Origin of the sequence: Pedobacter terrestris (assembly GCF_052343045.1) — a bacterium.
In the GTDB taxonomy this organism is placed as follows: domain Bacteria; phylum Bacteroidota; class Bacteroidia; order Sphingobacteriales; family Sphingobacteriaceae; genus Pedobacter.
Window position 1 is genome coordinate 4,489,687 of record NZ_CP180264.1, and the last position, 16,956, is coordinate 4,506,642.

The 16,956-nt window shown below is 38.7% G+C and carries 16 protein-coding genes; 10 read left to right on the forward strand and 6 right to left on the reverse strand.

Going from position 1 to position 16,956, the window contains the following annotated elements; translation table 11 throughout:
- Nucleotides 1-40: 40 nt before the first annotated feature.
- Nucleotides 41-967: a GDP-L-fucose synthase gene (gene fcl / locus ACJVDH_RS19215; RefSeq protein WP_443945020.1), complete on the reverse strand. Its 927-nt coding sequence runs from the start codon at nucleotides 965-967 to the stop codon at nucleotides 41-43.
- 111 nt (nucleotides 968-1,078) lie between these two features.
- Between fcl and trmB the strand changes: the two genes are divergently transcribed.
- The 4 genes from trmB to ACJVDH_RS19235 all read left to right on the forward strand — a co-directional run bounded on the left by trmB (nucleotide 1,079) and on the right by ACJVDH_RS19235 (nucleotide 3,128).
- Nucleotides 1,079-1,729, forward strand: a complete 651-nt coding sequence (trmB, locus tag ACJVDH_RS19220; RefSeq protein ID WP_443945021.1) for a tRNA (guanosine(46)-N7)-methyltransferase TrmB — start codon at nucleotides 1,079-1,081, stop codon at nucleotides 1,727-1,729.
- Between the two features lie 2 nt (nucleotides 1,730-1,731).
- Entirely contained in the window at nucleotides 1,732-2,061 is a 330-nt protein-coding gene (locus ACJVDH_RS19225; RefSeq protein WP_443945022.1) for an MGMT family protein, read from the forward strand.
- Nucleotides 2,062-2,146: 85 nt separating this feature from the next.
- Complete coding sequence (locus tag ACJVDH_RS19230; protein ID WP_443945023.1) at nucleotides 2,147-2,488, forward strand: carboxymuconolactone decarboxylase family protein; 342 nt, start codon at nucleotides 2,147-2,149, stop codon at nucleotides 2,486-2,488.
- A gap of 61 nt (nucleotides 2,489-2,549) precedes the next feature.
- Entirely contained in the window at nucleotides 2,550-3,128 is a 579-nt protein-coding gene (locus ACJVDH_RS19235; RefSeq protein ID WP_443945024.1) for a DNA-3-methyladenine glycosylase I, read from the forward strand.
- A gap of 7 nt (nucleotides 3,129-3,135) precedes the next feature.
- Here the strand turns inward: ACJVDH_RS19235 and ACJVDH_RS19240 are convergent, their stop codons facing one another.
- On the reverse strand, nucleotides 3,136-3,807 hold the full coding sequence (locus ACJVDH_RS19240) for a hypothetical protein (protein ID WP_443945025.1): 672 nt from the start codon (nucleotides 3,805-3,807) through the stop codon (nucleotides 3,136-3,138).
- A 121-nt stretch (nucleotides 3,808-3,928) separates the two neighbouring features.
- On the opposite strand from ACJVDH_RS19240, the gene polA reads away from it, so the two are divergent.
- The gene (gene polA, locus ACJVDH_RS19245) at nucleotides 3,929-6,733 is read left to right on the forward strand and encodes a DNA polymerase I (protein WP_443945026.1); all 2,805 of its coding nucleotides are present in this window, start codon (nucleotides 3,929-3,931) and stop codon (nucleotides 6,731-6,733) included.
- 46 nt (nucleotides 6,734-6,779) lie between these two features.
- Here polA and ACJVDH_RS19250 read toward each other — a convergent pair whose 3' ends face one another.
- Nucleotides 6,780-7,607 (reverse strand): helix-turn-helix domain-containing protein, encoded by an 828-nt coding sequence (locus tag ACJVDH_RS19250; RefSeq protein WP_443945027.1) that lies wholly within the window; start codon nucleotides 7,605-7,607, stop codon nucleotides 6,780-6,782.
- Nucleotides 7,608-7,797: 190 nt separating this feature from the next.
- Here ACJVDH_RS19250 and ACJVDH_RS19255 point away from each other — a divergent pair, with 190 nt between their 5' ends.
- A complete protein-coding gene (locus tag ACJVDH_RS19255) occupies nucleotides 7,798-9,939 on the forward strand; it encodes a DPP IV N-terminal domain-containing protein (RefSeq protein WP_443945028.1) in 2,142 nt (713 codons plus the stop codon).
- A 106-nt stretch (nucleotides 9,940-10,045) separates the two neighbouring features.
- The gene (locus tag ACJVDH_RS19260; RefSeq protein WP_443945029.1) at nucleotides 10,046-10,717 is read left to right on the forward strand and encodes an epimerase; all 672 of its coding nucleotides are present in this window, start codon (nucleotides 10,046-10,048) and stop codon (nucleotides 10,715-10,717) included.
- 31 nt (nucleotides 10,718-10,748) lie between these two features.
- On the opposite strand, the gene ACJVDH_RS19265 is transcribed toward ACJVDH_RS19260, so the two are convergent.
- Nucleotides 10,749-10,928 (reverse strand): hypothetical protein, encoded by a 180-nt coding sequence (locus tag ACJVDH_RS19265; RefSeq protein WP_443945030.1) that lies wholly within the window; start codon nucleotides 10,926-10,928, stop codon nucleotides 10,749-10,751.
- A 191-nt stretch (nucleotides 10,929-11,119) separates the two neighbouring features.
- On the opposite strand from ACJVDH_RS19265, the gene ACJVDH_RS19270 reads away from it, so the two are divergent.
- A complete protein-coding gene (locus ACJVDH_RS19270; RefSeq protein WP_443945031.1) occupies nucleotides 11,120-12,820 on the forward strand; it encodes a glycoside hydrolase family 3 protein in 1,701 nt (566 codons plus the stop codon).
- Nucleotides 12,821-12,964: 144 nt separating this feature from the next.
- Entirely contained in the window at nucleotides 12,965-14,218 is a 1,254-nt protein-coding gene (locus ACJVDH_RS19275) for a Na+/H+ antiporter (protein ID WP_443945032.1), read from the forward strand.
- A gap of 6 nt (nucleotides 14,219-14,224) precedes the next feature.
- Here the strand turns inward: ACJVDH_RS19275 and ACJVDH_RS19280 are convergent, their stop codons facing one another.
- A complete protein-coding gene (locus ACJVDH_RS19280; protein WP_443945033.1) occupies nucleotides 14,225-15,091 on the reverse strand; it encodes an aldose 1-epimerase family protein in 867 nt (288 codons plus the stop codon).
- A 178-nt stretch (nucleotides 15,092-15,269) separates the two neighbouring features.
- Here ACJVDH_RS19280 and ACJVDH_RS19285 point away from each other — a divergent pair, with 178 nt between their 5' ends.
- Nucleotides 15,270-15,617 (forward strand): hypothetical protein, encoded by a 348-nt coding sequence (locus tag ACJVDH_RS19285; RefSeq protein ID WP_443945034.1) that lies wholly within the window; start codon nucleotides 15,270-15,272, stop codon nucleotides 15,615-15,617.
- Nucleotides 15,618-15,662: 45 nt separating this feature from the next.
- Here ACJVDH_RS19285 and pepT read toward each other — a convergent pair whose 3' ends face one another.
- Nucleotides 15,663-16,916 carry a peptidase T gene (pepT, locus tag ACJVDH_RS19290; protein WP_443945035.1) on the reverse strand — a complete coding sequence of 418 codons (1,254 nt, stop codon included), beginning with the start codon at nucleotides 16,914-16,916 and terminating at the stop codon, nucleotides 15,663-15,665.
- Between the last annotated feature and the right edge of the window lie 40 nt (nucleotides 16,917-16,956).

The following is a 16,956-nucleotide window of genomic DNA, read 5'->3' on the forward strand; positions in this document are numbered from 1 at the left end:
ATTTTGACGCCGAGTAAATTATTCGCCTTTACGCAACCGATTAATATCTGCTTTCAAAGTCCTGATAAGCCAATGCAATACCTTCGCGCAGCTCAACCTGATGTTTCCAGCCAAGATTGTGCAACTTAGATACATCCATCAGTTTACGTGGCGTGCCATCTGGTTTACTGGTATCAAATACGAGGTTTCCTTCGTACCCCAATACATCTTTAATCAGCAAGGCCAAATCTTTAATGGTTAAATCGTGCCCGGTACCAATATTAATCAGGTTGGATTCATTGTAATTTTCCATCAGGAAATAACAGGCATCTGCAAGATCATCAGCAAAAAGGAACTCGCGCATTGGCGCACCAGATCCCCAAACTACAATTTCTGCATCGCCATTTATTTTAGCTTCATGCACCTTTCTAATCAGCGCAGGCAAAACATGTGAGTTTTGCGGATGGTAATTATCATTATAACCGTAAAGGTTTGTTGGCATTACAGAAACAAAATTACAGCCATACTGATCTCGGTAAGCATCGCACATTTTTATACCGGCAATTTTCGCAATTGCATATGGTTCATTGGTATGTTCAAGCGTTCCGGTTAACAGATAATCTTCTTTTAATGGTTGTGGTGCAAGTTTCGGATAAATACAGCTGGACCCTAAAAACATTAGCTTTTTTACGCCGTTGGTATAAGCGTTGTGGATTACATTGTTTTGGATCGCTAAATTTTCATACAGAAAATCTGCACGGTAAGTATTATTTGCAACAATACCACCAACTTTAGCTGCGGCTAAGAATACGTAATCGGGTTTTTCTTTCAGAAAAAATTCATCTACAGCTGTTTGATTTCTCAAATCCAGTTCTGATGATGTTTTGGTTACGATGTTCTCATAGCCTTCTTTAATCAACTTTCTATGAATTGCCGATCCTACCATCCCACGGTGGCCGGCTATATATATCTTTGCGTTTTTTTCCACGGTATAAAATTAGCCAAAAGTACGACACTCAAAAGAAAAAGAAGAGCTTAGGCAACAGAAAATGACCAGAGAATAGCTTATAAATTGTATTTTTGCCCTAAAAAAATACAATTGGGTAAAGATAAACTTAGACGTTTTGCAGAAATTGAAACTTTCGCAAACGTATATCAATTAGACGAAGGAAAGGTACTGAAGGGACAATGGGCAAAAACACATTTTAAAAATGAACAACCTGTTGTACTTGAGTTGGCTTGTGGAAAGGGAGAATACACGGTAAATCTGGCGAAACTTTTTCCGGAGAAAAACTTTATTGGTGTAGATTACAAAGGAAACAGAATTTGGAGAGGTGCGAAAACAGCTTTAGAAGAAGGAATTGATAATGTTGCTTTTTTAAGAATCCAGATTGAAAACCTTTTAGATTACTTTGAAAAAGGAGAGATTGACGAAATTTGGATTACTTTTCCAGATCCTCAGCCTCAGATTAGTCGGGAGAAAAAACGCCTCACTTTTCCGGCATTTTTAGAACGCTATAAAACCATTCTTCATACCGGTGGCCGCGTAAACCTGAAAACGGATAACGATGATTTATATGCCTACACTTGTGAAAAAGTGGCGGAATTGGGATTAAAAATTCATAAGAATACCGATCACTTATATACTTCTGATCTGGCAGACGAGGTTTTATCAATCAAAACCTATTATGAAAAGAAGTATTTATTGCACGATAAAAACATCAATTACATACAATTTTCATTTGAATAATTATGGATACCAATTTCTATGAGCAGGTTTATGAAATTGCGCGCTTAATCCCGAAAGGGAGAGTTACTTCTTATGGCGCCATCGCCAAAAGTTTAGGCGCGGCAAAATCATCCAGAATGGTTGGCTATGCTATGCGCTACGCTGGCGCGGCTCATCCAAAAGTACCTGCACATAGAGTGGTAAACAGCAGCGGTTTACTAACCGGAAAATTTCATTTCAGTCCGCCAGAACTTATGGAAGAGCTTTTGGCCAATGAAGGGGTTACAGTAAAAAATGATAAAGTACAGAAATTTAAAACGGTTTTCTGGAACCCGATTGAAGAAATTATTTAAACAGCTGAACGCGGGCTGAGATCCGTTTTTACAGCCTTTCTGATAAAAATGCAAACAATACAAAACACAAAAACATTTACATGATATGGGAAAGCTTGTAGAAGAATTTAATGGCTATCGTGAAAAAATGAACGATAGGATAATGGAAACGGCAAATACAAACATCAAACGTTTCTTTGCTTTAGACACCACTTCCTACGCAGAGGGCGCACTAGATGTTAAGACAAAAGAAATGCTGGGTTTGGTTGCATCAATGGTTTTACGTTGCGATGACTGTATCAAATATCACCTTGGAAAATGTTTTGACGCCGGTGTAAACAGTGAAGAAATGAATGAGATATTTATGATTGCAAATCTTGTTGGTGGAAGCATTGTGATTCCGCATTACAGACGTGCAGTTGAATATTGGGACGAGCTTAATGCTTAATTTGAGACCTCAATTTTGAATGATTAGATCTGTTTCGCCAACACATTAAATACAAAACGAAATGTCTCAGCCTGCCCAACCAATTGCAAAAATACGCTGCGCGTGGTGCACCAACGACCCGCTATACTTAAACTATCACGATGAAGAATGGGGCAAACCGGTATATGACGACAAAATACTTTTTGAATTTCTGATTTTAGAAGGCGCACAAGCCGGTTTAAGCTGGATTACGATTTTGAAACGGCGTGAGAATTATAGAAATGCATTTGCAAATTTTGACGTACAGAAAGTTGCCAGCTTTAACGAAATAGATGTAGAACGTTTACTGGCAGACAGTGGAATTATCCGAAACAAACTCAAAATTTCTGGTGCCATTTTAAATGCGAAACTGTTCATTTCTCTGCAAAACGAATTTGGAAGTTTTTCAAACTACATTTGGAATTTTCTGCCGGATAAAAAACCGATACTAAATAATGTGCGCACAATGGGAGATGTACCTGCAAGAACAGAAATTTCTGATCAGATTAGTAAAGACATGAAAAAGCGTGGATTCAAATTTTTCGGAACCACCATTTGTTACGCTTTTATGCAGGCAACCGGAATGGTTAACGACCATCTGAACGAGTGCTGCGCCAGATAAAAAAGGACTATTTTTTATTGTATTCCTGCACAAGATTAATCACATCACGACTGTTAAAATCGGCACTACTTTCAACTTTATTTAAGAATTCAGGCTGATCGCCAAGCTTTTGTAGTAAAATTGAGCGTACCGCATTTTTCTTGTCTTCATCGGTAATCGCTTTCATCGGAATTTCCTGAAGCGGTCCTGCGCCTGGTTTTTCAATAAAATACCGAACAGCAGCAGCCCCTGCAGGTAAATCTGGCGTACCGCGGCCTGCGCCTATACTAATTCCACCGCCCATACCAACGCCGCCAAAACCGCCGGTTCCGGCGCCAATACCAACTGACGGTCGGATTCTAACCTTTCTCTCTTTTTGGGCAGGCATAAGAGATTCTCCACCGAATGCATATAAATTAACTTTACCGTACTCCAATACTTTCACAAACCGAAATTCCATGGTTTTTCTTCCTGCAAAACCTTTGGTTAAATAGGTGTTGCCATTCCAGAAGAAATTTTTAATATCTTTAGCCAAAAGGATAACATCAGATTCATCATTCACACTAATCCACACTGAATAATAGTCGGTTCCCTTAACCGTTCCGCGGATCACGTCATCATTATTTTTTACAACAAAATCCTGCGCAGAAACAAATTTGGCAGCGATTAAAACGAAGAAAACTAGCAGTGTCGATTTCATATCTATCAATGGGTTTTTAAAAGAAACGTAATTTTGCCCTTAAACAGCATAGAATTAGAAATTTTTACAATAGACACCCAAATTTAGCCGTAAGTTTAGCGAAAGCATTAACTTTGGTTTTATGAAAAAACTCTTTCTTTTGGATGGAATGGCGCTTATGTACCGGGCGCATTTTGCACTTAGTAAAAACCCCAGATTTACATCTACAGGTATCAATACATCTGCAGTTATGGGCTTTGCCAATACATTAATGGATGTTTTGAAGAAAGAAAAACCCACTCATATTGCTGTAGTTTTCGACACTGAAGCACCAACAGAGCGGCATACAGAATTTGAAGCCTATAAAGCGCACAGACAAGCCATGCCAGAAGATTTGGCTGCCGCGATGCCTTATGTAATCAAGCTGATTACCGGCTTTAACATTCCGGTAATTACGTCTGATGGATATGAAGCCGATGATATTATTGGCACATTAGCAAAAAAAGCAGAATTAAAAGGTTATCAGGTTTATTGTATGACACCTGATAAAGATTTTGCTCAACTTGTTTCTGAAAATATATTCATTTACAAACCCGCCAGAATGGGAAATGACATGGAAATTCTGGGCGTTAAAGAAATTCTGGCCAAATGGGAAATTGAAAATGTATTGCAGGTAATCGATATTTTAGGATTATGGGGCGATGCTGTAGACAACATTCCCGGAATCCCCGGAATTGGCGAAAAAACAGCCAAATTGCTTATTAAACAATACGGTTCTATGGAAAACATTATCGCCCATAGCCATGAACTTAAAGGCAAACAACGCGAAAACGTAGAAAATTTTGCAGAACAAGGTTTAATTTCTAAAAAACTGGCTACCATTTTATTAAATGTTCCGGTAGAATTGGATGAGCAAAGCCTGGAGCTTTGTGATCCGGACCGCGATTTACTGGAACCTTTATTTACCGAACTTGAGTTTCGTACACTCGGCAAAAGGGTTTTTGGTGATGCTTTTTCGGTTACCACAGCACGTTTTGGAGAAGGTACACAAACAGATCTTTTCGGCAATCAAACCGGAGAAACGATTGCTTATTCCAATACAATTGAAGAAGAACCGGCAGAACCTTTACCTGCAAAAAACATAGACAATACCGAACACAATTATACGCTTATAGATACTGCGGAGCAGCGTGCCGAATTAATTAAGTTGTTGTTGGCCGAAAAAAGAATCTCATTTGATACCGAAACCACAGGAACAGATGCCAACATGGCCGAATTGGTAGGTTTATCTTTCTCGGTGCAACCCGGAACGGGATATTACATTCCGGTGCCAGCCGCCAAAGACGAAGCGCAGCAAATTGTAAACGAATTTAAAGTTGTTTTGGAAAATGAAGCCATTGAAAAAATCGGCCAGAATACCAAATATGATATTCTGGTTCTAAAATGGTACGGACTGGAAGTAAAAGGAAAACTGTTTGATACGATGCTTGCGCATTATCTGATTGATCCGGATACTCGCCACAATATGGATGTACTTTCTGAAAATTACCTTGGTTACACGCCAATTTCCATCACTACGCTAATCGGTCCAAAAGGCAAAAACCAAGGCACCATGCGCGATGTTCCGGTAGAGAAAGTTGTAGATTATGCTGCAGAAGATGCAGATGTTACGCTACAACTGGCGCATATTTTTGAACCCAAATTACAAGAACTTAATGCAGCAAAACTTGCTCAGGAAATAGAAAATCCACTGGTATATGTTTTGGCCGATATTGAAAAGGAAGGTGTAAGAATTGATATAGAAACGCTGAAAAATTATTCTGCCGAACTGGAAAAAGACATCATCAAGTTTGAGCAAAATGTATACGATAAAGCCGGTATCAAGTTTAATCTGGCGTCGCCGAAGCAATTGGGAGAAGTTTTATTCGATAAACTACAACTCGATCCTAAAGCGAAGAAAACCAAAACCGGCCAATATCAAACTGGTGAAGATGTATTAACCGCATTAGCAAGCAAAAGTGATATTGTACAGGATATTCTGGATTTCCGCCAGTTACAGAAACTAAAATCAACGTATGTAGATGCGCTTCCATTAATGGTAAATCCAAAAACTGGAAGAGTACACACATCTTACAATCAGGCCGTTGCCGCCACCGGAAGATTAAGTTCCAACAATCCAAACTTACAGAATATTCCCATCCGCACAGAACGCGGGCGCGAGGTTAGAAAAGCATTTATCGCCAGAGATGAAAATCACATCTTACTCTCTGCAGATTATTCGCAAATTGAACTTCGCATTATTGCCGATATCAGTAAAGAAGAAAACATGCTCGATGCATTTACAAAAGGCATCGACATTCATACCGCTACTGCCGCCAAAGTGTATGGCATAAGCATTGAAGAAGTAGATTCCACGCAAAGAAGAAATGCAAAAGCCGTAAATTTCGGTATTATTTACGGCCAGTCTGCATTTGGATTGTCTCAAAATCTGGGTATTCCGCGTAAGGAGGCTGCAGAAATTATCGAACAGTATTTTGCTCAATATCCCGGTATAAAACGCTACATGAGCGACACCATGAATTTTGCTCGCGAAAATGGTTTCGTAGAAACGATTATGGGCCGTAGGCGCTACCTGCGCGATATTAACTCTGCAAACCAAACGGTAAGAGGTTTTGCAGAACGAAATGCCATTAATGCGCCAATACAGGGTTCTGCTGCAGATATGATTAAAATTGCAATGATCAATATCCATAACGATATGAAAGTGCAAAACCTAAAATCTACAATGACTATGCAGGTGCATGATGAGTTGGTTTTTGATGTTTTAAAAACTGAAAAAGACATCATGAAAGCTATTATTCTAGACCGAATGCCAAACGCCATCAAAACTACTGTTCCAATAGTAGTCGAAATTGGCGAAGGCGACAATTGGTTGGCTGCACATTAACACATAAATCCCGGTTGTTTCTAAAAAAACAATCGGGGTTTATAGTTTAAACTGTACGCATCATATTTCTGAAATGCTCTGGCGTATACAAGGCATGCTGCCTGAAAAAACGTGCAAAGTAAGATGGATCTTTAAATCCGAGATCATATGCAATTTCCTTTACCGATTGTGTTCCACGCCCCAATGCGCGCTTCGCTTCTACAAGCAATAAACGATAAATAAGCTTACTTACACTGGAGTTCATTTTAGCTTTCAGCACTTCATTAATTCGTTTAAGTGAAATGCCCATTTCTGCGGCATAAAATGATGCTTCGTGATGGTCGCGAAAATGAACGTCGAGAAGTCTGAATAAATCTGCAATAATAGCGTCTACTTTATGATCGGAAGACGGACCTTCTGCGCGGAAATCAGCCAGATGCATCAAAAAAGCTTTAAGAAAACACCCCAGAATAGCCCCATCTGTTTCTTGGTTATATTCCTCCAAAATGAGTTCAAAAAGCATACTTATGGTGTTTTCTTTATTTTTTGGAATGGCAATTCCCGTATTATTAAATGGAAGAAATAATCTTCTTAGGCGATGATCGGGTATCTGTTCAAAAAAATCTGACGACCACACCAAAACTTTTGCTTCTGGCATTGTTTCCGCCGGAATGGTGTGTACCTGATCTGGTCCAATAAGATAAATCAGGTTTTTAGAAATTGGATATATCTCAAAATCTATAGAATGGATATCCGCATCTTCCTGAAACCAAATCAGCGCATAAAATTTTATACGGTGTTCTGCTGCATGCGCTCCAAACGCTGTACTTTTATCAAAAGCCATAAAAGCAGTGCCGGGCAATTCATGAATCGGAAAATCATCGCGTTGTTTCATATTGGTTTTAAAACAAATGCAAATATCGGCAATTACAATCCATTTTTAAGATCGCTTCCAATACTGTGAAGAGCCGAAACGCACAATTTAAGGGTTCAGCTATGTGATGTATGGTCTGTATTATTATTAGTACTTTAATTTCTAATCCCAGAACACTGTTATTTTTACCAATCAGAATAAAAATATCCTAATGAATAAATATTTGCTAAGCATAGGCGTAATTGCGCTGGCACTCCAAACACGTGCGCAGGAAAAAGCACTTACCACAAAAGACTACCAACATGCAGAAAGCTTTATGGCCTACAATACAGAATCTTTTATAGATAATGGTTATGTACGCCCAAATTGGTTGGAAGGCGATAAATTTTGGTATACGCTAAAAAATCAAAATGGCACGCAGACTTTTCTGGTAGATCCGGCAAAGAAAACGAAAGTATTAACAGATGAATTTAAAGATAAAGTAAGCGCACCACCTCCGCCAAGACGCGGCAGCAATGTTAGCGGTGTGGTATCTCCAGATAAAAAGAAAATCGTTTACATCAAGGAATTTAATTTATGGGTGAAGGATATTGAAACGGGGAAAGAAACGCAACTGACTACAGATGGCGTAAAAGATTATGGCTATGCAACGGATAATGCTGGTTGGACGCACAGCAATTCGCCTGTGGTGCGTTGGTCGCCGGATTCCAAAAAACTAACCACTTTCCAACAAGACCAACGCCATTTAAAAGAGATGTATTTGGTGAGTACCAATGTTGGTTCGCCAAAGTTAATGGCTTGGAAATATCCGCTTCCCGGCGATGCCCAAATTGCAACCATCAGACGTGTAATTATTGAAATTGAAAATCCAAAGGTAATTTCATTGAACATCGCACCAGATCAGCATCGCGGTACGCTAAGCGATGATATTTCCAGCAGCGGAACATTTGACGACATTGATTGGAAAGCTGATGGTTCTGAAATGGCTTTCGTTTCGACCTCACGCGATCATAAAAATGAAAAGTTCCGTATTGCAAATGCAACAACCGGCACCGTTCGCGAAGTGTTTGAGGAAACCGTAAAAACACAATATGAATCTGGGCAGGGCGCAATAAACTGGCGTTATTTGCCTGCAAGCAAAGAAATTATCTGGTATTCTGAGCGCGACAATTGGGGGCATTTGTATTTGTATGATGCAACCAATGGGAAAGTAAAAAATCAAATCACCAAAGGCGAATTTGTAGTAACTAAGTTGATTAGAGTAGATGAGAAAAACAGGCTTTTATATTTCACAGGAGTTGGCAAAGATGCTTCAAATCCTTATTTCAGCCATTTTTATAAAATCGGTTTCAACGGAAAAGGCCTTGTAGATTTAACTCCAGAAAGCGGAAATCATCAGGCAAGTTTCTCACCTTCAGGAAATTATTTTGTAGATACCTATTCTAAACCAGATGTACCACCAACTTTTGTATTGCGCAACTTAACTGGCGCAGCATTGGTTGATTTGGGTAAAACTGATGTAAGCCGACTTGCTGCAACTGGCTGGAAAGCACCTGCGCCGGTTAAAGTAAAAGCTGGCGATGGCAAAACCGACATTTATGGTCTGGTTTTTACGCCAACCAAAATGGAAGCAGGAAAAAAATATCCGGTAATTGATTATATCTATCCCGGCCCGCAAGGCGGAAGTGTAGGTAGCTGGTCATTTTCTGCATCACGCGGAGATCATCAGGCACTTGCCGAACTTGGTTTCATCGTTGTTGTAATAGAAGGTACAAGTAATCCAAACCGGTCAAAAAGTTTTCACGATATGAGTTATGGAAATATGGCTGTAAATACCTTGCCCGATCAGATTGCGGCAATCCGCGAACTTTCGTCCAAATATCCAATAGATACCAATAAAGTGGGCATTTGGGGCCATTCTGGTGGCGGTTTTGCAACTGCTGCTGCTATGTTCCGCTATCCTGACTTTTTTAAAGTGGGTATTTCTGAATCTGGAAATCATGAAAACCGCAACTATGAAGACGATTGGGGCGAACGCTACAATGGATTGGTTGAAAATGCAGATTATGAAGCACAGGCCAATCAAAATTATGCTAAAAACCTAAAAGGCAAATTAATGCTTGTTCATGGAATGATGGACGATAATGTGCCTCCATATAACACTTTACTTGTAGTGGAGGCATTGGAAAAGGCAAATAAATCATTCGATCTGGTTATTTTCCCGAATAGTGCACATGGTTACGGACCTTATTCTCCATACATGATGCGCCGCCGTTGGGATTATTTTGTGAAGAATCTGCTCAATGCAGAACCGCCAAAAGATTATGAAATGCGCGGTTCTAATTTGAAATAAAAACCTAAAGAACTTAAATCCTCCGGAAGTACATTTTCGGAGGATTTTTTATGTATTTCAAAACCAAGAAGACTATATTTAGTTTATCATAACAAACAATTAAATTATGGGCAAAACACGGCATGAAAATAATGTAATCATAACCGGAACTACGGGAATGGTTGGCGAAGGTGTTTTAATTCAGTGTTTAAACAGCCCGGAAATTGATTCGGTTTTAGTCATCAATCGCAAATCTTGTGGATATACACATCCGAAACTAAAGGAAATTATTCATCAGGATTTTCTCCACTTTGAATCAATTATTGCAGAAATTTCTGGCTATAATGCTTGTTTTTTTTGCCTAGGAATTAGTTCTGTTGGTGCAGCAGAAGACGTCTACTTCAAAATGACTTATACTTTAACGATGCATGTTGCAGAAATACTGGCCCGTCATAATGACGACATGACTTTCTGTTACGTTTCTGGCAGCGGTACAAATGAAAATGGTCGTTTAAACTGGCAGAAAGTCAAAGGAAAAACCGAAAACGATCTTAAGAAACTTCCTTTTGTTCAGGTTTTAAATTTCCGTCCGGGGTTTATAAAACCCATCAAAGGGCAAAAATTTGCACACAAGTTTTATAGATACATCAACTGGTTGTTCCCGGTTGGAAGAAAACTTTTTCCTAATGGCTTTTGCACGATGCAAGAGTTGGGCAACGCAATGATCAATTCTCTAAGCCATAATAATGAACGCCGTTCACTTGAAGGTACAGATATCATTGCATTAGCGAATGAATAAAAAAGGCATCGTTACCGATGCCTTTAACATTTTAATTTTTATGTTCGCGTTTCCGCTCATTGTCTTTATTTGATGTTTGATCGGATCTTTGGCCACCACCATTCGTTATGCCTTGAATTTTCTTATCCGTTTTGATATCGTGGTTTGCTCTGTCGGCAACAGAATTTCCCTGAACTTTTGTATTGTTCTTTGGCATGCTCGCATTTTTCATAACATTACATTTTAGTTGACATTTAACAATTTCTGAGCGTTATATATATAACCCCTTTTACCTACAGAAAGTTTTATTTTCAATATATCTTTAAAAGCTTACAACCTATTGTATTAAATGCATTACTTGGGTTGGTTTTTGTTTTATTCCTGTTTTGATTATTAATTTAGCAGGCATACAACATAACAAAAGTGAAGAAGAGCATTATTTCATCCATCATATTGGGCTTTGCAGTTTTTACAGCTGGAGCACAACAAAAAACTTATCTGGAGTTACTTTCGAATCAGCCAAAATGGGTTGATTCTGTATTCAAAAAAATGAACAGACGGGAGCGCATTGCACAAATGTTTTTTGTACGCGCACATACCAATCTGGGCACAAAATATATTGATTCTGTTGGACAGGTAATTAAAAAAGAGCAACTGGGCGGTGTAGTATTTTTTCAGGGCGGCCCGGCGCGACAAGCAGCAGCAACAAATGCGTATCAGAAAGTAAGTAAAATTCCTTTAATCATTTCATCTGATGGCGAATGGGGCCTTGGCATGCGTTTAGACAGCACTATATCTTATCCTTATCAAATGACACTTGGTGCCATACAAAACAAAGATTTATTGTATAGAATGGGACTGGAAGTTGCTAAAGATTTCAAACGTTTAGGTATGCAAATGAATCTTGCGCCAGATGCAGACATCAACAATAACCCAAAAAATCCGGTAATCAATTATCGCTCGTTTGGAGAGAATAAGTATAACGTAGCAACAAAAACTGCAGCGTATATGAAGGGAATGCAAGATGGCGGACTTCTAACAACTTTGAAACATTTTCCGGGTCACGGAGATACAGATGTAGATTCTCATTACGATTTGCCGCAGCTTACGTTTTCTGCAGCAAGGCTAGACAGTTTGGAAATGTATCCTTTTAAACAACTGATTAAACAAGGCGCATCCGGCATTATGATTGCACATATGAATATTCCGTCTTTAGACAATACACCGAATCTTCCCTCCACACTTTCTAAACCTATAGTTACCGGAATTTTAAAAGAAAAACTCGGTTTTAAAGGCCTGGTAATTTCTGATGCGATGGACATGAAAGGTGTTGTAAAATTCTTCAAAGATGGCGAAGCCGATTTGATGGGTATTATTGCCGGAAATGACATTCTCGAATTGTCTGAAAACAGTGATCGTGCGAACAAACTCATCCGTAAGGCAATTAGACAAGGCCGGATTGATATGAAAACTATTGATGAAAGTGTTCGCAAAATTTTAACAGCAAAATACTGGGCCGGATTACACAATCGCGATACCATCAATATGCAAAATGTTGTTGCGGGTGTAAACAGAAAAGAAAGTGCTGCGCTTGTTCAGGAACTTGCAAATGCTTCAGTAACCTTGTTGCGTGGCAAAGACTATATCAAAAAACTTATCCCAATCCGAAGAACGGCAATTATCAGTATTGGCGTTCCAGGGGTTACTACTTTTCAAAAAGAGATTTCTAAGGGTTTTTACAACTCGGTATATTATGTTTTGGATAAAGATGCTTCGGCAACACAAATCTCTAATATTGCCAGAGAAATTGGCGCTTTTGACCAGGTAATTGTAGGCATTCACGACAGCCGCTCAAGGCCGGGCAATAACATCCCATTAAACAACGGCGTAAAAGCTTTTATCAAAGATTTATCCAATAAAAATGCGGTTTTCGCTTTGTTCGCCAATCCATATAATCTGGCGGGATTATCCGGACTAGAGAAAAGTAAAGGTTTGGTTGTAGCGTATCAGAAAGAAGATTATATGCAAATTTCTGCGGCAGCTGTAATTAACAACCGCTTAGTTCCCTCTGGAAAATTGCCTGTAAGTATTGCACCAAACTTTAAATTTGGCGAAGGATTATAAATATTTGTCCAATCGGTTTATTCTGAAATCTTGTCTCAACAGGTTCCAGAATAGACCGATTAATACTCTAATACCGCACAATCAAAATTTCGCGTTTTACCATCAAGAGCGTAATTTGTATCCATTAATATTCCCGTTACATATATGGAAAACTATACCGTTGTAATCTTTATTCTGGCTATGATGATTGGGCTTTCGGCCATTGCCGATAAAGTAAAACTGCCTTATCCTATTTTATTGATTGTTGCCGGTATAGGAATTGGATTTGTACCGTCTATTCCGAAGATATCGCTTAATCCAGAAATTATATTTTTGATTTTCTTGCCGCCGTTACTGTATGATGCTGCTTTTAACATCTCCTACACACAATTTAAAACGAACATCAATACCATTGGTACATTGGCCATTTCACTGGTATTTTTAACCGCTGTTGGTATAGCTGTTTTTGCCCATTACGTTATTCCGGGAATGAGCTGGCCATTATCTTTTGTTTTGGGTGCAATTCTGTCTGCTACAGATGCAGTTGCGGCCATGAGCATTACTAAAGGTTTAAATATTTCTCATAAAACCAATACCATACTAGAAGGGGAAAGCCTGGTAAATGATGCATCTGCGCTTGTGGCCTATCAATTTGCAGTAGCGGCAGTTACCGGCGCTGCTTTTGTATTTTGGAAAGCCACATTAGAATTTGCTTTACTTTTGGGTGGTGGCTTTTTGGTGGGCTTGGTAATGGGAAAAATATTGGCATTTATCATCAACAGAACACAAAAAAACACTGTGGTTACCATTAGCTTCATGTTATTAATGCCTTTTGTTACTTACTTAATCGCAGAAACTGTACAGGTATCCGGAGTAATTGCGGTTGTTATTTTAGGTTTGGGCATTGCGCGGTTTAGCCATAAAGTTTTCCCGACAGGTTTAAAAAATCAATCCAAAACCATTTGGGAGATCATAATTTTTATGCTAAACGGATTGATTTTTATTCTGATTGGTCTTCAATTTCCTTATGTATACAAAAATATCGACGCCGGAAAAATCTGGGCTTTTATTGCTTACGCCTTTGCCATTACACTTGTAGCACTTGCTTTACGTTTCATTCGCGTACTGATGCAGAAGTTCAACCTACAGAATGCTTTTAAAAAAGGCAATAAAAGAGTTTCTGAAGATGCCCTTCTTGATTTTAGAAACAGTTTGGTTATTAGCTGGTCGGGCATGCGCGGAATTGTATCATTAGCAATTGCATTGGGTTTGCCAGAAACGTTATCAAACGGAGAAGCTTTTCCTCAACGAAACGAAATTATCTTCATTTCTGTAGCAGTTGTACTATTTACGTTAATTGGCCAGGGTTTAACACTGCCTTGGTTGGTTAAAAAAGTTGGCGAACCTAAGGTTGTGTAGAATGTTCTAAAAACATTCTACTTCCCAGAAACGGCTCCATATTTTACCGGCGGATAAAGAAATAACACCTTCTTTGCGTGGCAAAGATTGATCATGATTTACGCCATCGGCAATGCCACACCACGGCTCTAAACATACAAAAGGCGCATCGGGCGCAGCCCAAATTCCAAAATATGGAAAATGTTCAAAATGAAAATGTAAGCCGAAATCATTTTTTGTATTTAATAAACTGATACAGCTGCTTTGTAAAGTTTTAAAAATCAGCGCATCGTTTTTAAATAAATTGTGTTCCAATTTGAGTTTATGATTATTCAAATCAAGTGTTTCGGTTTTATCAGTAACCAATCCGTCATCCAATGTCCAAATGGTTAATTTCTCGTCTTCATTAAAAGCGAGATAATAATCTTCATAATTGGTGTCTGGTGTATTCGGGATAGCAAAAGCCGGATGTGCACCCAATGAAAACAACATTTTCGCTTTACCTGTATTTTTAACCTCGTAAGTGACACAGATTTTCCGCTCAATTAATGTATACCGAACGTTTAGTAAAAAGTTAAACGGATAAACAGCAAGTGTGTCTTCAGATTCATGGAGCGAGAAAAGCGCTTCTGTATCACTAATTTGTTTGCTTTCAAATACATGATCTCTTGCAAAACCATGGCGCGGCAAAGTGTAAGAATTGCCATTGTAATCGTATCTTCCATCTTTCAAACTGCCAACAATAGGGAAAAGAATCGGACTATGTTTTGCCCAATAATCTGGATTGGCATTCCACAAATATTCAATCTCTGTTTCCTTACTATATAAACGTTGTAATTCGGCACCTTTTTCGGCCAGGCTGGCCACCAAATATTGATTTTTAAGAGTTATCATCGCAAGCTAAAAGTAGTAAAAAACAGGTTACGTTCTATTAACCATAAAATAAAAAAATTGTTATCGTTAATTTCAAAAACAAGTTTCGCATGGGTCAAAACAAACCTCAATTTTTTGCAAAAAAATAAAGAATTAAATTTGCTGGCCTGCTTATTGCAATCTGGCCTGCAAGCACAATATGGATATGAAAAAAGCCGATAAACCCGATTTAAGTTTACTCACCAATAAAAAAGTTAAAGCCGCAATTAGTGCTTTACAAAATAACGATGAGGCTGCCTGGTTTGCATTGTTTAATGAAGATGTACTTTTTTATGATGATGGAAACCAAATGCAGTTTAAGAATTTTTTCAAAAAAGCATTGGGTCATGAACGGTTTCTGAGCATCGACAAAGTTGAGCTAAGCGGAATGGAAGTTCATGGAGATTTCCATTCAGACCAATGGGGAAAGTTTAGAACCTTTTTTAGGTTTGAACTGGATAGAAACGGAAAGTTTTCGCGTTTGGATATTGGGCAATCAGACCAGTAAAAGATTAAATTTGGGCCCTAAGCATATCTTCAGGCCCAATATTATTTAAGCCCTTTCTTCCCAAATACAGGCAATATTTACAATAGTTTGTACTGCTTTTTCCATATCCTGCACACTTACCCATTCTTGTTTGCTGTGAAAAGCATGTTCGCCAGCAAATATATTCGGACAAGGCAAACCCATAAACGATAATCTTGAGCCATCGGTACCGCCACGAATACTTTGCTGCTTTGCTACAACACCTGCACGTTCAATCGCTTCAATTCCGTATTGAACCACTTGCGGGTTCTGATCTAAAATTTGTTTCATATTCCGGTACTGCGCTTTGATTTGAAGACTATAACTAGATTCTGGAAATTTAGCCAATACTGTTTTTATGGTGTTTTCTAAAAATTGCCCATGTGCTTCTAGTTTTTCATCTGTAAAATCGCGAATGATGAAATGTGCTTCAGCCTGCTCAACCTGACCTTTAATGGAAACCGGGTGAATAAAACCTTCTTTCTGATGCGTCATCTCTGGTGTCAAAGCGTCTTTTGGCAATTGATCAATAATTTCGCACAAAATCTTAATTGCACTCTGCATTTTCCCTTTGGCAAATCCCGGATGTGTACTTACGCCGTCAATAATTAAAACCGCTCCATCTGCAGAAAAAGTTTCATCTTCAATAGAACCCAGCGTTTCGCCATCAATGGTATACGCAAAATCAGCCGATAGTTTATCCAGATTCGCTTTATCTACACCTCTTCCAATCTCTTCATCCGGAGTAAAAAGAATTTTGATTGCACCATGTTTAATCGCTGGATTGGCCGTTAAAAACCTGGCCGCTTCCATAATTTCTGCTACGCCGGCTTTATTATCTGCACCCAAAAGCGTTGTTCCGCTGGCTGTGATAATGCTGTTGCCAATCTGATGTTTCAAATCTTTATGCTCGGCCATTTTCAAAATAATTTTAGGATCGTCTGGTAAAATTAAATCCTGGCCTTGATAATTGTTATGAATAATCGGTTTAACATTTTCGCCACTACAATCTGGCGAAGTATCCATATGAGAGCAAAAGCAAATTACCGGAACCTGCTTTTCTGTATTGGATGGAATCGTTGCATAAACGTAGCCATTATCGTCCATTTCGGCGTCAGAAAGGCCCATTTCTAATAACTCCTCTACTAAAATGCGGGCCAGATTTTTCTGTTTATCTGTTGATGGACAACTTGAAGATTCTGGGTCAGATTGGGTATCTACCTGAACATATTTCATGAACCGTTTCTCAAGCGATCCGTCAAAGTTTTTGTAATCGAACATAATTCAAAGTTAAAAGTTATGGATATTCGATAAACATTTT